The organism is Xenophilus azovorans DSM 13620 (genome assembly GCF_000745855.1).
In the GTDB taxonomy this organism is placed as follows: Bacteria; Pseudomonadota; Gammaproteobacteria; order Burkholderiales; family Burkholderiaceae_C; genus Xenophilus; species Xenophilus azovorans.
Genome location: NZ_JQKD01000034.1, coordinates 1 through 16,819, shown reverse-complemented (window position 1 = coordinate 16,819; position 16,819 = coordinate 1). Strand labels below are relative to the sequence as shown.

11 protein-coding genes are annotated in these 16,819 nt (G+C 69.2%); 9 read left to right on the top strand and 2 right to left on the bottom strand.

Annotated features, from left to right (window positions below; genetic code table 11):
- Positions 1–3: 3 nt before the first annotated feature.
- The gene (locus tag Q392_RS17755; RefSeq protein WP_051953660.1) at positions 4–5,568 is read left to right on the top strand and encodes a DNA repair ATPase; all 5,565 of its coding nucleotides are present in this window, start codon (positions 4–6) and stop codon (positions 5,566–5,568) included.
- A 27-nt stretch (positions 5,569–5,595) separates the two neighbouring features.
- Here Q392_RS17755 and Q392_RS17750 read toward each other — a convergent pair whose 3' ends face one another.
- A complete protein-coding gene (locus tag Q392_RS17750) occupies positions 5,596–7,140 on the bottom strand; it encodes an aldehyde dehydrogenase family protein (RefSeq protein WP_038210607.1) in 1,545 nt (514 codons plus the stop codon).
- Positions 7,137–8,291 (bottom strand): saccharopine dehydrogenase family protein, encoded by a 1,155-nt coding sequence (locus Q392_RS17745; protein ID WP_051953657.1) that lies wholly within the window; start codon positions 8,289–8,291, stop codon positions 7,137–7,139. Before Q392_RS17745 ends, Q392_RS17750 begins: the two co-directional genes overlap by 4 nt.
- Positions 8,292–8,421: 130 nt before the next feature.
- Here Q392_RS17745 and Q392_RS17740 point away from each other — a divergent pair, with 130 nt between their 5' ends.
- The 8 genes from Q392_RS17740 to cas2 all read left to right on the top strand — a co-directional run bounded on the left by Q392_RS17740 (position 8,422) and on the right by cas2 (position 16,658).
- Complete coding sequence (locus Q392_RS17740; protein ID WP_038210605.1) at positions 8,422–8,856, top strand: Lrp/AsnC family transcriptional regulator; 435 nt, start codon at positions 8,422–8,424, stop codon at positions 8,854–8,856.
- Positions 8,857–8,937: 81 nt separating this feature from the next.
- A complete protein-coding gene (locus Q392_RS17735; protein WP_038210603.1) occupies positions 8,938–11,235 on the top strand; it encodes a CRISPR-associated helicase/endonuclease Cas3 in 2,298 nt (765 codons plus the stop codon).
- A 46-nt stretch (positions 11,236–11,281) separates the two neighbouring features.
- Positions 11,282–11,956, top strand: coding sequence for a type I-C CRISPR-associated protein Cas5c (gene cas5c / locus Q392_RS17730; RefSeq protein WP_038210602.1), 675 nt, complete (start codon positions 11,282–11,284; stop codon positions 11,954–11,956).
- On the top strand, positions 11,953–13,770 hold the full coding sequence (gene cas8c, locus Q392_RS17725) for a type I-C CRISPR-associated protein Cas8c/Csd1 (protein ID WP_038210600.1): 1,818 nt from the start codon (positions 11,953–11,955) through the stop codon (positions 13,768–13,770). The genes cas5c and cas8c overlap by 4 nt, the downstream gene beginning before the upstream one ends.
- Complete coding sequence (gene cas7c / locus Q392_RS17720) at positions 13,767–14,648, top strand: type I-C CRISPR-associated protein Cas7/Csd2 (protein ID WP_038210598.1); 882 nt, start codon at positions 13,767–13,769, stop codon at positions 14,646–14,648. Before cas8c ends, cas7c begins: the two co-directional genes overlap by 4 nt.
- Before the next feature lie 25 nt (positions 14,649–14,673).
- Positions 14,674–15,333, top strand: a complete 660-nt coding sequence (gene cas4 / locus Q392_RS17715; protein ID WP_038210596.1) for a CRISPR-associated protein Cas4 — start codon at positions 14,674–14,676, stop codon at positions 15,331–15,333.
- Positions 15,318–16,358 (top strand): type I-C CRISPR-associated endonuclease Cas1c, encoded by a 1,041-nt coding sequence (gene cas1c, locus Q392_RS17710; protein WP_038210595.1) that lies wholly within the window; start codon positions 15,318–15,320, stop codon positions 16,356–16,358. Before cas4 ends, cas1c begins: the two co-directional genes overlap by 16 nt.
- A gap of 9 nt (positions 16,359–16,367) precedes the next feature.
- Positions 16,368–16,658, top strand: a complete 291-nt coding sequence (gene cas2, locus Q392_RS17705) for a CRISPR-associated endonuclease Cas2 (protein WP_038210594.1) — start codon at positions 16,368–16,370, stop codon at positions 16,656–16,658.
- The last annotated feature ends 161 nt before the right edge of the window (positions 16,659–16,819 follow it).

The following is a 16,819-nucleotide window of genomic DNA, read 5'->3' as shown; positions in this document are numbered from 1 at the left end:
CGCATGTCCAGCCCCCCCAACGAAGCGGCCGACCGCGCCGCCGTCGACGCCAGCGTCGCCGAGAGCAGCAGCTACGAACTGCTCAAGAAGCGCCTGCAGGCGCAGGGCGACCAGCTCCTGGCGAAGGCGCAGGCGCTCAACGCCGAGCGCATCGCGCAGTTCGGCCAGCGCGAGCAGCAACTGCTGCTGCGCACCCGCGCGCGCACCGAGCACAACTGCGTGGCGCGCGACCTGGTCTACATCGGCGGCAACCGCCTGCTGCTCGGCTACAACGTGTTCATGGGCCTCAAGCGCGAGACGCGCGTGGAGGACGTGTTCGCGATCTACGCGCTGGCGCACCACGACGCCGACGCCGCCGGCAACCCCGAGAGCGACGAACTGGTGCAGGTGCCGCTGGAAGGCAGCTTCCTCGCCGACCCGCGCTTCGTCGCCGACTTCAACGAGCTCTACACCTACTACAAGCAGGCCACGCTGCAGCTGCTGCGGCCCACGCCCGACTACCTGCTGGCGGCCTTCCAGATCGGCCAGCAGGCGCAGGACATCCGCGTGTTCCGCTGGGCGCGCGGCAACGACGGCACGCTCCAGTACGTGGACAACCGCGGCGAGCGCGACCTGGCACCGCCGCCCAGCCACGACTTCGCGTGGACCCCGCTCACGCGCGAGCACCACGTGGGCGGCGCGCACCCGCACATCAACGTGCTCGACACGATCTTCGTGGAGACCACCGGCGGCTCGCTGACCGTCAAGGTCGAGAACAACACCGAGACCGGCCTGGGCATCTACGAGGAACCCGTCGAGGACGCCAACCAGGCGCTGGGCGACGCCGAGATCGCCTACGCCCGGCTCGGCCTGCTGATCCTGCTGCAGGTGCGGCCCTACCGCGAGCAGGCCGCGCGCTACCTGGTCTACAACCAGCGCACGCAGCAGGTGCTGCGCATCGACGCCATCGGCGCCTCGTGCATGCAGTTGCCCGAAGACCACGGCATCATCTTCCCCGGCGGCTATTACCTGCAGTCGGGCGAGCACAAGCGCTTCGACCTGCCGCCCGAGCTGACCGAGCAGTTGCGCTTCACGCGCATGCTGCGCTCGCCCAACGGCGAGGACGTGGCCTACATCTTCTATGGCACCGTGCCGCCGCCGCAGGGCAGCCCGGCCACGCTCGATGCCGGCTGCTACGCCTTCTTCACCTACAACCTGATCGAGAAGTCGCTGGCCACGCCCATCCTGGCCGACGGCTACAGCCGCTTCCCCGACGGCCGCCTGCTGGTCTTCCAGGCCGCACGCGGCGAGGCCACGCGCGTGCACCTCATGCAGTTGTGGCGCACCCCCTTCGCCACCGAGGAATACGCCAGCCGCCAGCCGGCGGGCACGGGCTTCTTCGCGCGCGTGGGCAATGCCGACCTGGTGCGCGGCATCTCGGACCTGCTGGGCATCGCGCGCGCCGTGCGCGAGCAGGCCCCCACGCGCACCGCCTACGAGGACCTGATCCGCCAGTGCCAGCGCGCGCGCGACGCCTACTTCTGGCTCGACGCCCACGAGGCGCAGGGCGCCGCGGCCGACCTGCAGGCCATCGAGCAGGCCGCACAGGCCACGCTGGGCGAGTTCGAGAAGGTGGAGAGCATCCGCCAGGACACGGCGCGCGCCCTGCTTAAGGCCGAGGGCCAGCAACGCGAGCTGATGACCGACATCGCCAGCCAGATGTGGCGCGGCCCGCAGGACTTCGTGCGTGCGCTGGACCGCCTGCGCCAGCGCCAGGGCGAACTGCATCTGCTGCGCGAGCTGCGCTATGCCGACGTGCCGCGCATCGAGGCCATGGCCGGGCAACTGGCCGCCGAGCAGCAGCGCGTGGGCGAGCGGGCCATGCAGTTCCTCGCGGACGAGAAGGCTTTCGACGGGCAGCAGAAGGCGCTGGCCGCCGTGGCCGCCGCGCTGCCGCAGGCGGCGACGGCCACGCAGCTCTCGGAACAACTGGACGCGCTCGACGCCGAGGCGGCCGGACTGGACCTGCTGAGCGAGCAACTGGGCAACCTGCCCGGCGGCGATGCGGTGCAGCGCACCGCGATCCTCGACCGCATCGCGCTGCTGTACGCCGACATCAACCGCCTGCGCGCCGATGCACGCGCGCGCCGGCGCAGCCTGGGTGCGGCCGAGCAGCGCGCCGAGTTCGGCGCCCAGTTCAAGCTCTTCGGCCAGGCGGTGGAGAACGCGCTGGAGCTGTCGGACACGCCGCAGAAGTGCGACGAGGCGCTCACGCGGCTGCTGGCCCAGTTGGAAGACATCGAGGGCCGCTTCGCCGAGCAGGAAGAATTCCTCGCCGACATCGCCACGCAGCGCGAGACCGTGTACGAGGCCTTGTCGGCCCGGCGCCAGGGCCTGGTCGAGGGGCAGCAGCGCCGCGCCAAGGCACTGGCCGATGCGGCGGGCCGCATCCTCGACGGCGTGCCGCGCCGCGTGGCGGGCTTCGGCGAGCTGGCGCAGGTGCACAGCTACTTCGCATCCGACCCGATGCTGGCCAAGCTGCGCGAGCAGGTGGCCGAACTGCGCAGGCTCGGCGCGGCGGTGGCCGCCGACGACATCGACACCCGGCTGAAGACGGCGCGCGACCAGGCCGTGCGCGCGGTGCGCGACCAGCGCGAACTGGCCTCGGGCGCCGAAGGCGGCATCAGGCTGGGCGCCCACACCTTCACCGTCAACAGGCAGCCGCTGGACCTCACGCTGGTGGGCCACGGCGACGGCCTGGCCTGGCAGATCACGGGCACCGACTACCTCGCGCCCGCCATCGATGCACGGCTGGAGGCGCTGCGCCCCTTCTGGCCGCAGGCCCTGGTGTCGGAGACGCCGCAGCTCGCGCGGGCCGAATACCTCGCCGCCGAATGGCTGGACGCGCTGCAGCGCGGCGAGGCCGAGCCCGGCTGGCCCGAGCTGCTGGTCCAGTTGGCCGAACACGCCAGGAACGCCGCCGCCACCGACGCGCCGCCGCCGGCCGCCCTGCTCGACTCGCTGCGCCGCTTCGCGGCCAGCCGCTACCAGGAGGGCTACCAGCGCGGCATCCACGACGACGACGCGCTCGCCATCGTGCGCGTGCTCGCGCCCATCCAGGACGCCGCCGGCCTCCTGCTGTACGGCTGCGCCGAACGCGCGCTGGCCAAGCTGTTCTGGCACCTCGAGCTGCGCGAGGAAAGCCGGCAGTCGCTGGCGCGCCGCGCCCGCAGCGCGCAGCACATCACGCAACTGTTCGGCCGGACGGCGCCGCGCGACACCCTGGAGCGCGAGACGGCGCAGAGCCTGCGCCACTTCCTCGATGCCCAGCGGGTACTGCGGCAGGAATGGCTGCCCGAGCTGGCGCAGGCCCTGGGCATTGCGCCGGCCGCGGACGACCAGGAGGACCCGGCGCACGACGCGCTGCTGCAGACTCTGGCCGAAGAGGCCGCGGCCTACCTGGTGCGCGAGCTGGCGCAGGCCGATGCCGCCGCCGATCTCGCCACCGCCACGCCGCACTGGGTGATCAGCAGCGCCGGCGAAGACCTGGCGCAGGCCTTGCAGCGCGCGCTGGACCGCGGCGGCCTGGCCGGCGCGCTCCAGCGCGACCTGCAGGCGGCCGAGCCGCTGGAGCGGTGGCGCATGGCACGCGGCTGGCTGCGGGCCCTCGCCGAGTCGCAGGCAGCCGGCGACGGCGCTGCGACGGCGCTGGCCTGGATCGACGACGCCGCCACGGCCATGACGTTCCAGGGCGCGCGCCGCCGCATCAACGCCGCGCTCGACGCCACCGTGACCGGCCTGCGCAGCGAACACCCGCGCATCCGCGAGGCATCCCTGCCCTTCAACCTGAACGACTTCCGCCGCCGCGTGCGCCACCACCGCCGCCACGCGGTCCGCGGCTTCGTCCAGTTGCAGGCGCTGCGGCACGCCTTGCTGGAGGAGGAAAAGCGGCGCCTGCACCTGGAGCAGTTCCAGGCCAGGCCGCTGGCCACCTTCGTGCGCAACCGGCTGATCGACGAGGTGTACCTGCCGCTGATCGGCGACAACCTGGCCAAGCAGCTCGGCGCGGCCGGCGACAGCGCGCGCACCGACCGCATGGGCATGCTGCTGCTCATCTCGCCGCCCGGCTACGGCAAGACCACGCTGATGGAATACGTGGCCAACCGGCTGGGCCTGGTCTTCGTGCGCATCAACTGCCCGGCGCTGGGGCACGGCGTCACCAGCATCGACCCGGCCACCGCGCCCAACAGCGCCGCGCGGCAGGAGCTGGAGAAGCTCAACCTCGGCCTGGCGATGGGCAGCAACGTGATGCTGTACCTGGACGACATCCAGCACACGCACCCGGAGTTCCTGCAGAAGTTCATCGCGCTGGCCGACGGCACCCGCCGCATCGAGGGCGTGTGGCAGGGCCAGCCGCGCACCTGGGACATGCGCGGCAAGCGCTTCGCCATCGTCATGTCGGGCAACCCGTACACCGAGTCGGGCGACGTGTTCCGCATCCCCGACATGCTGGCCAACCGCGCCGACATCTACAACCTGGGCGACGTGCTCTCGGGCCGCGAGGCGGTGTTCGCGCTCTCGTACATCGAGAACAGCCTGACTTCGCACCCGGTGACGCAGCCGCTGGCCGCGCGCGAGCCCGGCGACGTGCACCTGCTCGTGCGCCTGGCGCAGGGCGAGGCGATCGACGCCACCCGCTTCGCGCACCCGTACAGCGCCGTCGAACTGGACGAACTCAAGGGCCTGCTGCAGCGCCTGTTCAAGGTGCGCGACGTGCTGCTGAAGGTGAACCTGGCCTACATCGAGTCGGCCGCGCAGGACGACCGCTACCGCGAGAAGCCGCCCTTCCGCCTGCAGGGCAGCTACCGGAACATGGCTCGGCTGGCGCCGCAGGTCACGTCGCTGATGCGCGACGACGAGATCGACGCCCTGCTGCGCGACCACTACCGCGGCGAGGCGCAGACCCTGACCACCGGCGCCGAGGAGAACCTGCTGCAACTGGCCCACCTGATCGGCCTGGCCACGCCGGAGGAACAGGCGCGCTGGCAGCAGATCACCGGCGACTACCAGCGCCAGCGCAAGCTGGGCGGCGCCGAGGACGACCCCAGCGTGCGCGTGACGCGCGGCCTGCTGGACATCGCGCGCAGCGTGGACACGCTGGCGCCGCTGTCACGCATCGCCGAGCAACTGGCCGCTGCGGGCCCCGAGCAGCGTGCCCTGCTCGCCCGCCTGGAACAGCCCCTGGCCGACCTGGGCACGCTGGCACGGCAACTGCAGGCCGGCGACACCAGCGCGCAGCAGCAGTTGCGCGCCAGCCTGGACGCCAGCGCGGCCGCGCTGCACGCCCTGCGCGAGAGCACGCAGGCGCTGAACACCCACAGCAGCTCCGCGCAGGACCAGCGGATGGTCGACGCGCTGCTCTCGCTCTCGGTCACCTACCGGCAGCTCATCATGCCGCTGGTGCGCGCCGTGGAAGCGCGGCTGGGCATGGACAGCACCCATCCGGAGATCGCCCAGGTGGAGGCGCGCATGGATGCACTGGGCGAGACGCCGGCGGCGGCACCCGCGGCGGGCCGCAAGAAGAAGTAGCCCCGGCCGCGCCGCCTTCCGGAACGGCTACCCGCCGGCGCCGTCCACCTCGAAGCGCACCCCCTGCGCCAGCGGCAGCGCGCGGCCGTAGTTGATGGTGTTGGTGGCGCGGCGCATGTAGCCCTTCCAGGCGTCGGAGCCCGACTCGCGGCCGCCGCCGGTGTCCTTCTCGCCGCCGAAGGCGCCGCCGATCTCGGCACCGCTGGTGCCGATGTTGACGTTGGCGATGCCGCAGTCGCTGCCGGCCTGCGACATGAACTGCTCGGCCTCGCGCAGCGACTCGGTGAAGATGCACGAGGACAGGCCGTGCGCGGCGGCGTTGTTCAGCGCGATCGCCTCCTCCAGGGCGGCGACGCGCTGCAGGTACAGGATGGGCGCGAAGGTCTCGCGCAGCATGGCGGCATGCTGCACCTCGGTCTCCACCAGCGCGGGGCGGACGTAGAAGCCGCCCTCGCAGCCGGGCACAGCGACGCGCTCGCCGCCCCACACGCGGTTGCCGTGCACATCGCGGCACTCGGCCAGCGTGCGCTGCATGGCCTCGAAGGCGGCGCCGTCGATCAGCGGGCCGACCAGCGTGCCCCCGGCCGCCGGATGGCCGACGCGCAGCGAGGTGTAGGCGCGCTGCAGCCGCTCGCGCAGCGGCTCGTACACGTCGGGATGCACGAAGGCGCGCCGCAGCGTGGTGCAGCGCTGGCCGGCGGTGCCAGCGGCGGCGAACACGATGGCGCGCGCAGCCAGTGCCAGGTCGGCGCTGGGGCGCACGATGGCGGCGTTGTTGCCGCCCAGCTCGAGGATGCTGCGCTTGAAGTGCTGCGCACAGGCGACGCCCACCGCACGCCCCATGCCGGTGGAGCCGGTGGCGCTGACCAGCCGCACCGCCGGGTGCGCCACCAGCGCCTCGCCGGCCTCGCGCCCGCCCAGCCAGAGCTGCGCGACCGCCTCATGCCCCGGCACGGCCTCGCCCAGTGCGCGCAGCAGCAGCCCGTGCGCCGCCAGCGCCGACAGCGGCGCCTTCTCGGAGGGCTTCCACACCACGGCATTGCCGCACACCAGCGCCAGCGCCGCATTCCAGGACCACACCGCCGCCGGGAAGTTGAAGGCCGAGATCACGCCGCAGACGCCGAAGGGGTGCCAAGTCTCCAGCATCTTGTGCTCGGCGCGCTCGGAAGCGATGACGCGGCCATGCAACTGGCGCGACAGGCCCAGCGCAAAGTCGCAGATGTCGATCATCTCCTGCACCTCGCCGCGGCCCTCGGCGGTGATCTTGCCGGTCTCCAGCGTCACCAGCCGGCCCAGCGTGTCGCGGTGCCGGCGCAGTTGCTCTCCGAAGGCGCGCACCGCCTGGCCGCGCGCGGGCGCCGGCAGAGCCGCCCAGCGCGACTGGGCAGCCGCGGCGGCTTCGGCCGAGGCCTGCTGCGCCCGCTCGCCGGTGCGCGGCAGCCAGGCCAGCAGGGCGCCATCGACCGGCGAACGCACGGACCAGGCCGTCGCCGCATCGGCGGCCGCAGCCGGCAGCGTCAGGCCCAGCGCATCGAACAGGGCCTGCAATTCGGGATGAGGGGCAGCGGTCATGGTGCGAACTCCTTCTCGGCACGGCCGGCACCGGGCGCCTGCGGCGCACGTTCGGCGTAGACGGCACCGAAGCGGTTGGCCAGCAGCGCCGCCAGCGGCACCTGCTGCGGGCCGACGAAACCGGCCTGCGGCAGCACGCCCTGCACCACCAGGTCGAGCGCCGCGCAGATGCCGGCGGCCGTGCAGCGCTGGATGGCCGACAGCGCGTGTCCGTCGAGTTCGGCGCCCAGGATGCGCACCGAGAAGCGTTCGCGCGCCGGCCGGCCGCCGCGCAGGCCGCTGGCGCGCGCCGCGATCAGCACCACGTCGTCCAGCGTGGTGCCCAGGGCCGACTCGAAGATCTCGCGCAGCAGGTCGCGCCGCTCGCGCAGGCGCAGGTCGTTCAGCAGCAGCTTCATGATGGCGCCGTGCCCCGGGTAGCGGATCGACTTGTAGTCGGCTCGCCGTACCGAGGCCGGCAGCGTGTGCGTCAGCGTGCCGAGCCCGCCGGAGGTGTTGAAGGCCTCGTAGGCCACGCCGTCCAGCACCAGCCGCTCCAGTCCTTCGAGCGCCGGCAACTCGACGCGCCGGCCGCCGGCGATGGCCTCGCAGGGGTTGCAGTACTCGTTGATCAGCCCCTCGGTGCTCCAGGTGAGCTTGTAGCGCAGCGCGTTGTCGGGCCGGCGCGGCAGCGCGCCCACGCGCAGGTGCAGCGCGGCAGGCTGGTCGAAGCGCGCCGCCAGCGCATGGCCCAGCACGCCGACGAAGCCCGGCGCCAGCCCGCACTGCGGCATCAGCACCGTGCGCGCGCCCTCGGCCAGCGCCTGGATGGCGCGGGTGCTCGGCACGTCCTCGGTCAGGTCGAAGTAGTGCACGCCGGCCTGCCGGCAGGCGGTGGCCGCGTCTACCGCGCAGTGGAAGGGCAGCGCGTTGAGCGCGGCGTGGCAGCCGCGCACCGCGCGCGCCAGCGCGGCGGCGTCGTGGCCGTCCAGCGCCAGCGTCTCGCAGCCCAGCGCCGCGGCCAGCGCCAGCCGCGCCGGGTCGCGGTCGGCCACGCGCAGCGTGTAGCCGCCGGCATGGCGCAGCATCCGCGCGATGGCCAGGCCCATGCGGCCGGCGCCGAGCACGGCGACCGGCACGGCGGCGGATCGAGAGGCGGTGGAGGCGGTCATGACAGGCTCCTCGAAGCAGCGGCAGGTGCCTCGATGCTAGGCCGGAGTGCCGACGATCCGCAGCCCCCGATCCGTCGAAGAACGCCTTCGTGTTTGTCGAAACGGCGACCGGCTCCTACATTCCGTCGTCATGGACGACACCGACCGCCGCCTGCTCGCCCTGCTGCAGGCCAATGCGCGCGCGCCCACGGCCGAGCTGGCGCGCCGGCTCGGCCTGGCGCGCACCACCGTGGTGGCGCGCATCGCGCGGCTGGAGCGGCAAGGCGTGGTGGCCGGCTACGGCGTGCGCCTGGGCCGGCGGCTGGAACAGGGCGCGGTGCGCGCCTGGTGCGCGCTGAGCGTGCAGCCGCGCAGCAACGCGGCGGTGCTGCGCGCGCTGGAGCGGCTGCCCGAGGTGGAGGAAGTCTTCACCGTCAGCGGCCAGTTCGACGTCCTGGCCTTCCTGCGCTGCGAGACGCACGAGCAGCTGGACGCCCTGCTCGACCGCATCGGCCAGACCGAGGGCGTGGACCACACGCAGACCTCGATCGTGCTCAGCCGCAAGCTGGACCGGCGGCAGGCGTGAAGGCGCGGGGCCGCTGGTTTTCCCCCAGCAGCTGCGATTCACCCCCCGCCTAGCATCCATGACACGAGGGAGAACAAAGCCATGGACGAAAAAGGCTGCAGCCGCGGCACATCGGCAACCACGTACTTCGCGCACTCACTGCCAGGCGAGGACGAGCGGTTCTGGCAACCCTTGCCGGCGCACCTCCTGAACGTCGGCGCGGCTGCCGGCGCATTCGCCAGCGTCTTCGATGCCCAGATGCTGGCTACCGTGCAGGGCTGGCTTCACGACCTGGGCAAGTACACCCTGCCCTTCCAGGAACGGCTGCGCGGCAGCCCCTTGCGCGTCGATCATTCGACCCATGGCGCACGCATCATCGCGCAGCAGCGCTTCGGGTTGGCCGGACAGCTGCTGGCCTATGGCATCGCAGGACACCATGCCGGACTGGCCAACGGCCAGGGCGAAGGCGAACGCACCGCACTGGCGGATCGCCTTCGCAGCGCGGACCTGCCCGTGCTCGATCCCGTCTGGGAGCGGGACATCGCCCTGCCCGACAAACTCGGCCTGCCATCGGGCTTCAAGTTCTATGGCGAGACTCGCCAGCAAGCCAAGGATCGCCAGCCCTTCCAACTGGCATTTCTCACGCGCATGCTGTTCTCGTGCCTGGTCGATGCGGACTTCATCGATACCGAGCGCTTCTACCGCCAAGCGGAGAATGAGCCCGATCACCGCAACTCGGGCCCACCCGCGCCGCCGCTGGAGGCGCTACGCAGCCAGCTCGACAGCCATCTCGGCCAATTCAAGGCCGACAGCGAGGTCAACCGATTGCGCAGCGACATCCTGCGCCACGTCCGCCAGCAGGCCGCACGCGATCCCGGCCTGTTCTCGCTGACCGTACCGACCGGCGGCGGCAAGACCCTCGCCTCGCTGGCCTTCGCGCTGGACCACGCCATCGCGCACGGGCTGCGGCGCGTGATCTTCGTGATCCCGTTCACCAGCATCGTCGAGCAGAACGCCGCGGTGTTCCGCCAGGCCCTGGGGCCGCTGGGCGAGGCGGCCGTGCTCGAACACCACAGCGCCTTCGTGCAGGCCGACCCGCCGCGCGACGACCCCGAGCGCTACCAGTCCCTGGAGAAGCTGAAGCTGGCCATGGAGAACTGGGACGCGCCCATCGTCGTCACCACCGCCGTGCAGTTCTTCGAAAGCCTGTTCGCGGCCAAGCCCTCGCAGTGCCGCAAGCTGCACAACATCGCGGGCAGCGTGGTCGTGCTCGACGAGGCACAGACCATGCCGCTGAAGCTGCTGCGCCCCTGCGTGGCGGCGATCGACGAACTCGCACGCAACTACCGCAGCAGCGTGGTGCTGTGCACGGCCACGCAGCCGGCACTGGAGGCGCCGGCGTTCGAGGGCGGCTTGACGGACGTACGCGAGCTGACGCACGAGCCGACGCAGTTGTTCAGGCAACTGGAACGGGTACGCGTGCGGCATATCGGCACCCTGAGCGACGAAGCACTGGCCGAGCACATGCGCTCGCGCGAACAGGTGCTGTGCATCGTCAACAACCGCCGCCACGCGCGCGCCGTTTATCAGGCCATGGCCGATCTGCCGGGCGCCCGACATCTGACTACGCTGATGTGCGCCAAGCATCGCAGCAAGGTGCTGGCCGAGGTGCGGCAGATGCTCAAGGAGGGACTACCCTGCCGGCTGGTGAGCACCAGCCTCATTGAGGCTGGCGTCGACGTCGATTTCCCCACGGTGCTGCGCGCCGAAGCAGGCTTGGACTCGATTGCCCAGGCCGCCGGCCGCTGCAATCGCGAGGGAAGGCGTGCCCTCAACGCCAGCGACGTTCTGGTGTTCGCAACGGAGAACGAGGACTGGGCACCGCCTCCTGAACTCAAACAATATGCCCAGGCTGCCCGCGAAGTCTTGCGCCAATGCGAAGACGATCCGCTCTTGCCCGAGGCCATTGAACGCTACTTCTCGCTGCTGTACTGGCAAAAGGGCAGCGAGCGGCTCGACGAGCCCAACCTCATGGGTCAGCTCAGGGACAGCCGCCCCGACAGCCTGCCCATGGAAACTCTGGCCGCCAAGTTCCGCATGATCGACAGCGTGCAGATGCCAGTCATCGTGCCGTATGACGATGACGCGAAAAAGGTCATCGATGCCCTGACGTATGCCCAAGGTTGTGCAGGTCTGGCACGCAAGCTTCAGCCCTATCTGGTGCAGTTGCCACGTCAGGGCTTCGATGCCCTCTACAAGGCGGGGGCCGTAATTTCGGTGACGCCAGAGAAATGGGGCGATCAGTTCATGGTGCTGGCGCACGAGGGTTTGTACGACCCGCATTTCGGCCTGAGTTGGGATAACCCAACGCTCATCCGCCCGGATCTCTTGAGCTGGTAATATTTTGTAAACGAACATCTGAGACAGCCTGCCGGAGGGAAGACCCATGGGGTATGGAGTGAGACTCAAGCTCAGTGGTGAGCGCGCCTGTTTTACGAGGCCGGAGATGAAGGTCGAGCGCGTCTCCTATGACGTCATCACCCCCTCCGCTGCACGCGGCATCCTCAGCGCGATCCACTGGAAGCCGGCGATCGCATGGCGCATCGACCGCATCCATGTACTGAATCCCATCCGCTTCGAGTCCATCCGCCGCAACGAGGTTGGCGGCAAGATCTCGCCGGCCAGCGTGGCCAAGGCCATCAAGGCGAAGTCCACCGCGGGCCTGGCGAACTACGTCGATGAGGACCGCCAGCAGCGCGCAGCCACCATCCTGCGCGACGTGGCCTATGTGATCGAGGCGCACTTCGACCTCACGGCGCAGGCTGGCGCCGACGATTCCGTGGGCAAGCACCTGGACATCTTCAATCGCCGCGCGCGCAAGGGCCAGTGCTTCCAGATGCCGTGCATGGGCGTTCGGGAGTTCCCGGCAGACTTCTCGCTGCTGGAAGAGGGTGCCCCGCTGCCCGGCGCGCACGACAGCCTGCGCGGCGAGCGCGACCTGGGCTGGATGCTGCACGACATCGACTTCGAGCGGAACATGACGCCGCGCTTCTTCCGCGCGCAGATGGTGGACGGCGTGATCGACGTGCCGCCCTGGCACAGCGAGGAGGTGCGGGCATGATCCTCCAGGCCCTGAACGGCTACTACCAGCGGCTGCTGACGCGCGGCGAGGAAGGGCTGGCCCCTTTCGGCTACAGCCCCGAGAAGATCGGCTACGAGATCCTGCTCGCGCCCGACGGCCGCGTGGTGGACGTGAACGACATCCGCGACACCTCGGGCAGGAAGCCCCTGCCTCGCCTGATGAACGTGCCTCAGCCCGAGAAACGCACGGTCGGCATCAAGTCGAACTTTCTCTGGGACAAGACCAGCTATGTGCTGGGCGTCAGCACCACCAGCAAGCGTGCCGACAAGGAGCACGAGGCCTTCAAGACACTGCACCGGGAAAGCCTGGCCGGCACCGACGATCCGGGCCTGAAGGCATTGCTGGCCTTTCTTGCGGCTTGGACTCCAGAGCGTTTCTCGGAGCCGCAATCGCATTTCACCGAGGAGATGCGGGACGCCAACATGGTGTTCCGCCTGGACGGAGAAAAGACGTACCTGCACGAGCGCCCGGCCGCGCAGGCGATTCGCGCCCGGCTGCTCGCAGGCGAGGATGGCGAGGCTGCTGTGCTGGCGGCGCCCTGCCTGGTGACCGGCGAGCGCCTGCCGATGGCACGCTTGCATCCCCCCATCAAGGGCGTGAACGGCGCGCAGAGTTCGGGCGCCTCCATCGTGTCGTTCAACCTGGAGTCGTTCGCGTCCTATGGCAAGAGCCAGGGCGAGAACGCCCCGATTTCCGAGCAGGCCGCGTTTGCCTACACCACCGTGCTCAACCACCTGCTGCGCCGCAGCGAGCACAACCGCCAGCGTATCCAGATCGGCGATGCCAGCGTGGTGTTCTGGGCCGAGGCGGAAGCCGATGATGAAGCCGAAGCTGCGGAAGAGTTTCTGGCCAACACATGGAACTGGGACGATCGCCCCACCGATGCCCAGGAGAACAACGCCATGGGCCTGGCTTTGGCCAAACTGGTTCAAGGCAAGCCTTTACATGAGATCGATCCGCGCTTGAGCGCATCGACACGGATCTACGTCCTGGGGCTGGCGCCGAACGCATCACGCATTTCGATCCGCTTTTGGTATGTCGACACCTTGGGTGCCCTCGCCCGGAACGTGGCTTGGCATGCGCATGACATGCATCTGGAGCCGGCCCCCTGGAGCGGAATGCCTGCGCTATGGCGTCTGGTGCTGGCCACGGCACCTTCACGTGACGGACGAGCCAAGGCAGAGGATGTACCACCTCAACTGGCCGGCGATCTGATGCGCGCCGTTCTGAGTGGCACGCGCTATCCCGGCAGCCTGCTGGCCAATGTCCTGATGCGCATGCGCACCGACGGTGATTTGTCGGGTGTTCGCGTTGCCATCTGCAAAGCCTTTCTGGCACGCCAACGGCGATTCAACTGCAATTCCAACGAGGAGGTACCTGTGAGTCTTGACAAGGAATCCACGAGCCCCGGCTACCGGCTGGGTCGTCTGTTCGCCGTGCTGGAGTCCGTGCAGCGCGCAGCGTTGGGCGGGCAGGTCAACGCCACCATCCGCGACCGCTACTACGGCGCGGCCTCGGCCACGCCGGCGTCGGTGTTCCCGGTGCTGCTGCGCAATACCCAGAACCACCTGGGCAAGCTGCGCAAGGACAAGCCCGGCTTCGCCTTCAACCTGGAAAAGGACATCGCGGAAATTGTGGATGGCCTGCCCGAGCACTTTCCCCGCAGTCTGCGTATCGAGGCCCAGGGCCAGTTCGCGATCGGCTACTACCACCAGTCGCAAAGCCGCTTCCGCAAGGCCGCAGACGGCAGCGATGCCGACACCGATTCCACCACCGAGGGAGCCTCCGCATGACCGCCATCGCCCATCGCTACGAATTCGTCTACTTGTTCGACATCACCAACGGCAACCCCAACGGCGACCCCGACGCGGGCAACCTACCGCGCCTGGACCCAGAGACCAATCGAGGGCTCGTCACGGACGTGTGCCTCAAGCGCAAGGTCCGCAACTTCGTGAGCCTGGACAAGGAGGGTGCCGCAGGCTACGCGATCTACATGCAGGAAAAGGAGATCCTGAACAACCAGCACCGCAAGGCTTATGACGCCATCGACGTCAAGCCCGAGGACAAGAAGCTGCCCAGGGACAAGGACAAGGCGCGCGAGATCACGGCCTGGATGTGCGCCAACTTCTTCGACATCCGCAGCTTCGGCGCCGTGATGACCACGGGCGTGAACGCGGGCCAGGTGCGCGGGCCGATCCAGATGGCTTTCGCCACCTCCATCGACCCGGTGGTGCCGCTGGAGATTTCTATCACCCGCATGGCCGTGACCACCGAGAAGGAAGCTGAAGCCCAGAGCGGCGACAACCGCACCATGGGCCGAAAGCACATCATTCCCTATGGCCTGTACCGCGCTCATGGCTTCATCTCGGCCAAGCTGGCCGAGCGCACGGGCTTCTCGAACGAGGATCTCGATCTGTTCTGGCGCGCGCTCATCAACATGTTCGAGCACGATCGCTCCGCCGCCCGCGGCGAGATGGCCGCGCGCAAGCTCATCGTGTTCGAGCACGAAAGCGCAATGGGCAACGCACCCGCGCACGTGCTGTTCGACGCCGTCAAGGTGCAGCCCGCGCGGGGCGACGAGGCCGCAGCACCGCGTGCCTATGCGGACTATGAGGTGAGCATCGACCGCGCGGCCATTCCGGCCGGCGTGACGGTGCGCGAGCTGATCTGAAGCCACCTGCGCGAGGGGCCTGGCGATGGATGACGACGCCATCCCCCTCTCTGCCCTGCAGCACCACCTGTACTGTCCGCGGCAGTGCGCGCTGATCCATGTGGAGCAGCTTTGGGAGGAGAACCGGCACACGGCCGAAGGCCGCGTGCTGCACGAGAAGGCCGACAAACCCAGGATCGAGCGCCGCAAGGGCGTGCGCACGGTCCTGGCCATGCCGCTGGCTGCGCCTGAGTTGGGCATCACGGGCATCGCCGACGTGGTGGAGTTCCACCAGACGGCAGATGGGGAACGCGCCTTCCCGGTCGAGTACAAGCGCGGCCGTCCCAAGGCCCACCAGGCCGACGAAGTCCAACTCTGCGCCCAGGCCCTGTGCCTGGAATCCATGCTGGGGCAAACCGTCCCCGCCGGCGCGCTGTACTACGGGCAGACCCGCCGCCGCACCGATGTGCCGTTCGATGCCCCGCTGCGGCAATTGACGCTGAACACCATCGCCGCCGTGCGAACCATGCTGGCGGCCGGCGTCACACCCACGGCCCGCTACGACCGACGGCGCTGCGACGCGTGTTCTCTGCTGGATCTGTGCCAACCCAAGCTGCTGGGGCGCACGCGCAGCGTCAACGACTGGCTGGCGGCGCAATGGCGTCAGGAAACGGAAGCGAAAGGCGCGCCGTGCGAAGACAACTGAACACCCTGTACGTGACCACCGAAGGCGCCTGGCTGCGCAAGGATGGGGCCAACATCGTCATGGAAGTGGAACAGCAGGAGCGCGCCCGGCTGCCCGTGCACATGCTCGAAAGCCTGGTCTGCTTCGGGCGCGTGCTGGTGTCGCCGCCCTTGCTCGGCTACTGCGCGGAGCAAGGCATCTGCACGAGCTTTCTCACGCCCAACGGGCGCTTTCTGGCGCGCGTGGAAGGGCCGGTCTCCGGCAACGTGCTGCTGCGCCGCCAGCAGTACCGCGCCACCGACGATCCGCAGCGCTGTGCGGCCATCGTGCGCAACGTGCTGCTGGGCAAGCTGCACAACCAGCGCGCCGTGCTGGGTCGGGCTCTGCGCGACCACGGCGACAAGCTCAGGCCCGACGACGAAGCCGCGCTGACCCACGCTCATCGACGGCTGGACCGGCTGGCCGACAAGCTCATGCCGGAAACGGACCTGAATCTGCTGCGTGGCTACGAAGGCGAAGCCGCGCAGGCGTATTTCGGCGTGTTCGACCATTTGATCCGTATCGACAACCCAGCCATGCGCTTTCAAGGCCGCAGCCGCAGGCCACCGCGCGATGCGGTCAATGCGTTGCTGTCCTTTCTCTACACGCTAGTCACGCACGACTGCCGCTCAGCCCTGGAGAGCGTGGGCCTGGATCCGGCCGTCGGCTTCTTGCATCGGGACCGGCCCGGCCGGCCCAGCCTTGCACTGGACCTGCTCGAGGAGTTTCGCCCGCTGCTGGCGGACCGGTTGGCGCTGTCGCTGATCAACCGCAAGCAGATCGGTGAGCGGGATTTCCAATACATGGACAACGGCGCCGTGCTGCTGACGGAGACATCGCGCAAGACCGTGCTGACGGCCTACCAGGAGCGCAAGCGCGAGGAACTGCGTCATGTCTTCGTCGAGGAAAAGGCGGCCATCGGGCTGTTTCCCTTCATTCAGGCGCAACTGCTGGCCCGCCATCTGCGCGGTGACCTGGACGCCTATCCGCCCTTCCTGTGGAAATGAGGTGCGCCCATGATGGTCTTGGTCAGCTATGACGTCAGCACCCAGGACAAGGCGGGCGCGCGTCGGCTGCGACGCATCGCCAGGGCCTGCCTGGACTATGGACAGCGGGTACAGTTCTCCGTCTTCGAGATCGAGGTGGACCCTGCGCAATGGGTCGCCTTGAAGCACCGGCTGGTGCAGATCATCGACACCACCCAGGACAGTTTGCGCTTCTACTACCTGGGCAGACAGTGGCAGAGCAAGGTAGAGCACATCGGGGCCAAGCCGGTTCTCGATCTGAACGCACCTTTGGTTTTCTGAAGTCCACAATCACTTGCGAACCCTGAGCGATCGCCGCAACCCAGTGAAGGTTCGCGGCTCGGTAAGCTGTTGTCGCTGCTGGTTTTTTTATTCTCCTATCGTGGAGAGCAGTACTTCAAGCACAGAAGTACTCGTGGTTCGCGAGAAGGCTGGGTTTTTTC

What these genes read in the sequence shown, in the direction of transcription:
- cas4 (WP_038210596.1), top strand. Translation starts at nt 14,674, where the DNA reads ATGGATGACGACGCCATCCCCCTCTCTGCCCTGCAGCACCACCTGTAC.
- Q392_RS17750 (WP_038210607.1), bottom strand. Translation starts at nt 7,140, where the DNA reads ATGACCGCTGCCCCTCATCCCGAATTGCAGGCCCTGTTCGATGCGCTG.
- cas8c (WP_038210600.1), top strand. Translation starts at nt 11,953, where the DNA reads ATGATCCTCCAGGCCCTGAACGGCTACTACCAGCGGCTGCTGACGCGC.
- Q392_RS17735 (WP_038210603.1), top strand. Translation starts at nt 8,938, where the DNA reads ATGGACGAAAAAGGCTGCAGCCGCGGCACATCGGCAACCACGTACTTC.
- cas7c (WP_038210598.1), top strand. Translation starts at nt 13,767, where the DNA reads ATGACCGCCATCGCCCATCGCTACGAATTCGTCTACTTGTTCGACATC.
- Q392_RS17745 (WP_051953657.1), bottom strand. Translation starts at nt 8,291, where the DNA reads ATGACCGCCTCCACCGCCTCTCGATCCGCCGCCGTGCCGGTCGCCGTG.
- cas2 (WP_038210594.1), top strand. Translation starts at nt 16,368, where the DNA reads ATGATGGTCTTGGTCAGCTATGACGTCAGCACCCAGGACAAGGCGGGC.
- Q392_RS17755 (WP_051953660.1), top strand. Translation starts at nt 4, where the DNA reads ATGTCCAGCCCCCCCAACGAAGCGGCCGACCGCGCCGCCGTCGACGCC.
- cas5c (WP_038210602.1), top strand. Translation starts at nt 11,282, where the DNA reads ATGGGGTATGGAGTGAGACTCAAGCTCAGTGGTGAGCGCGCCTGTTTT.
- Q392_RS17740 (WP_038210605.1), top strand. Translation starts at nt 8,422, where the DNA reads ATGGACGACACCGACCGCCGCCTGCTCGCCCTGCTGCAGGCCAATGCG.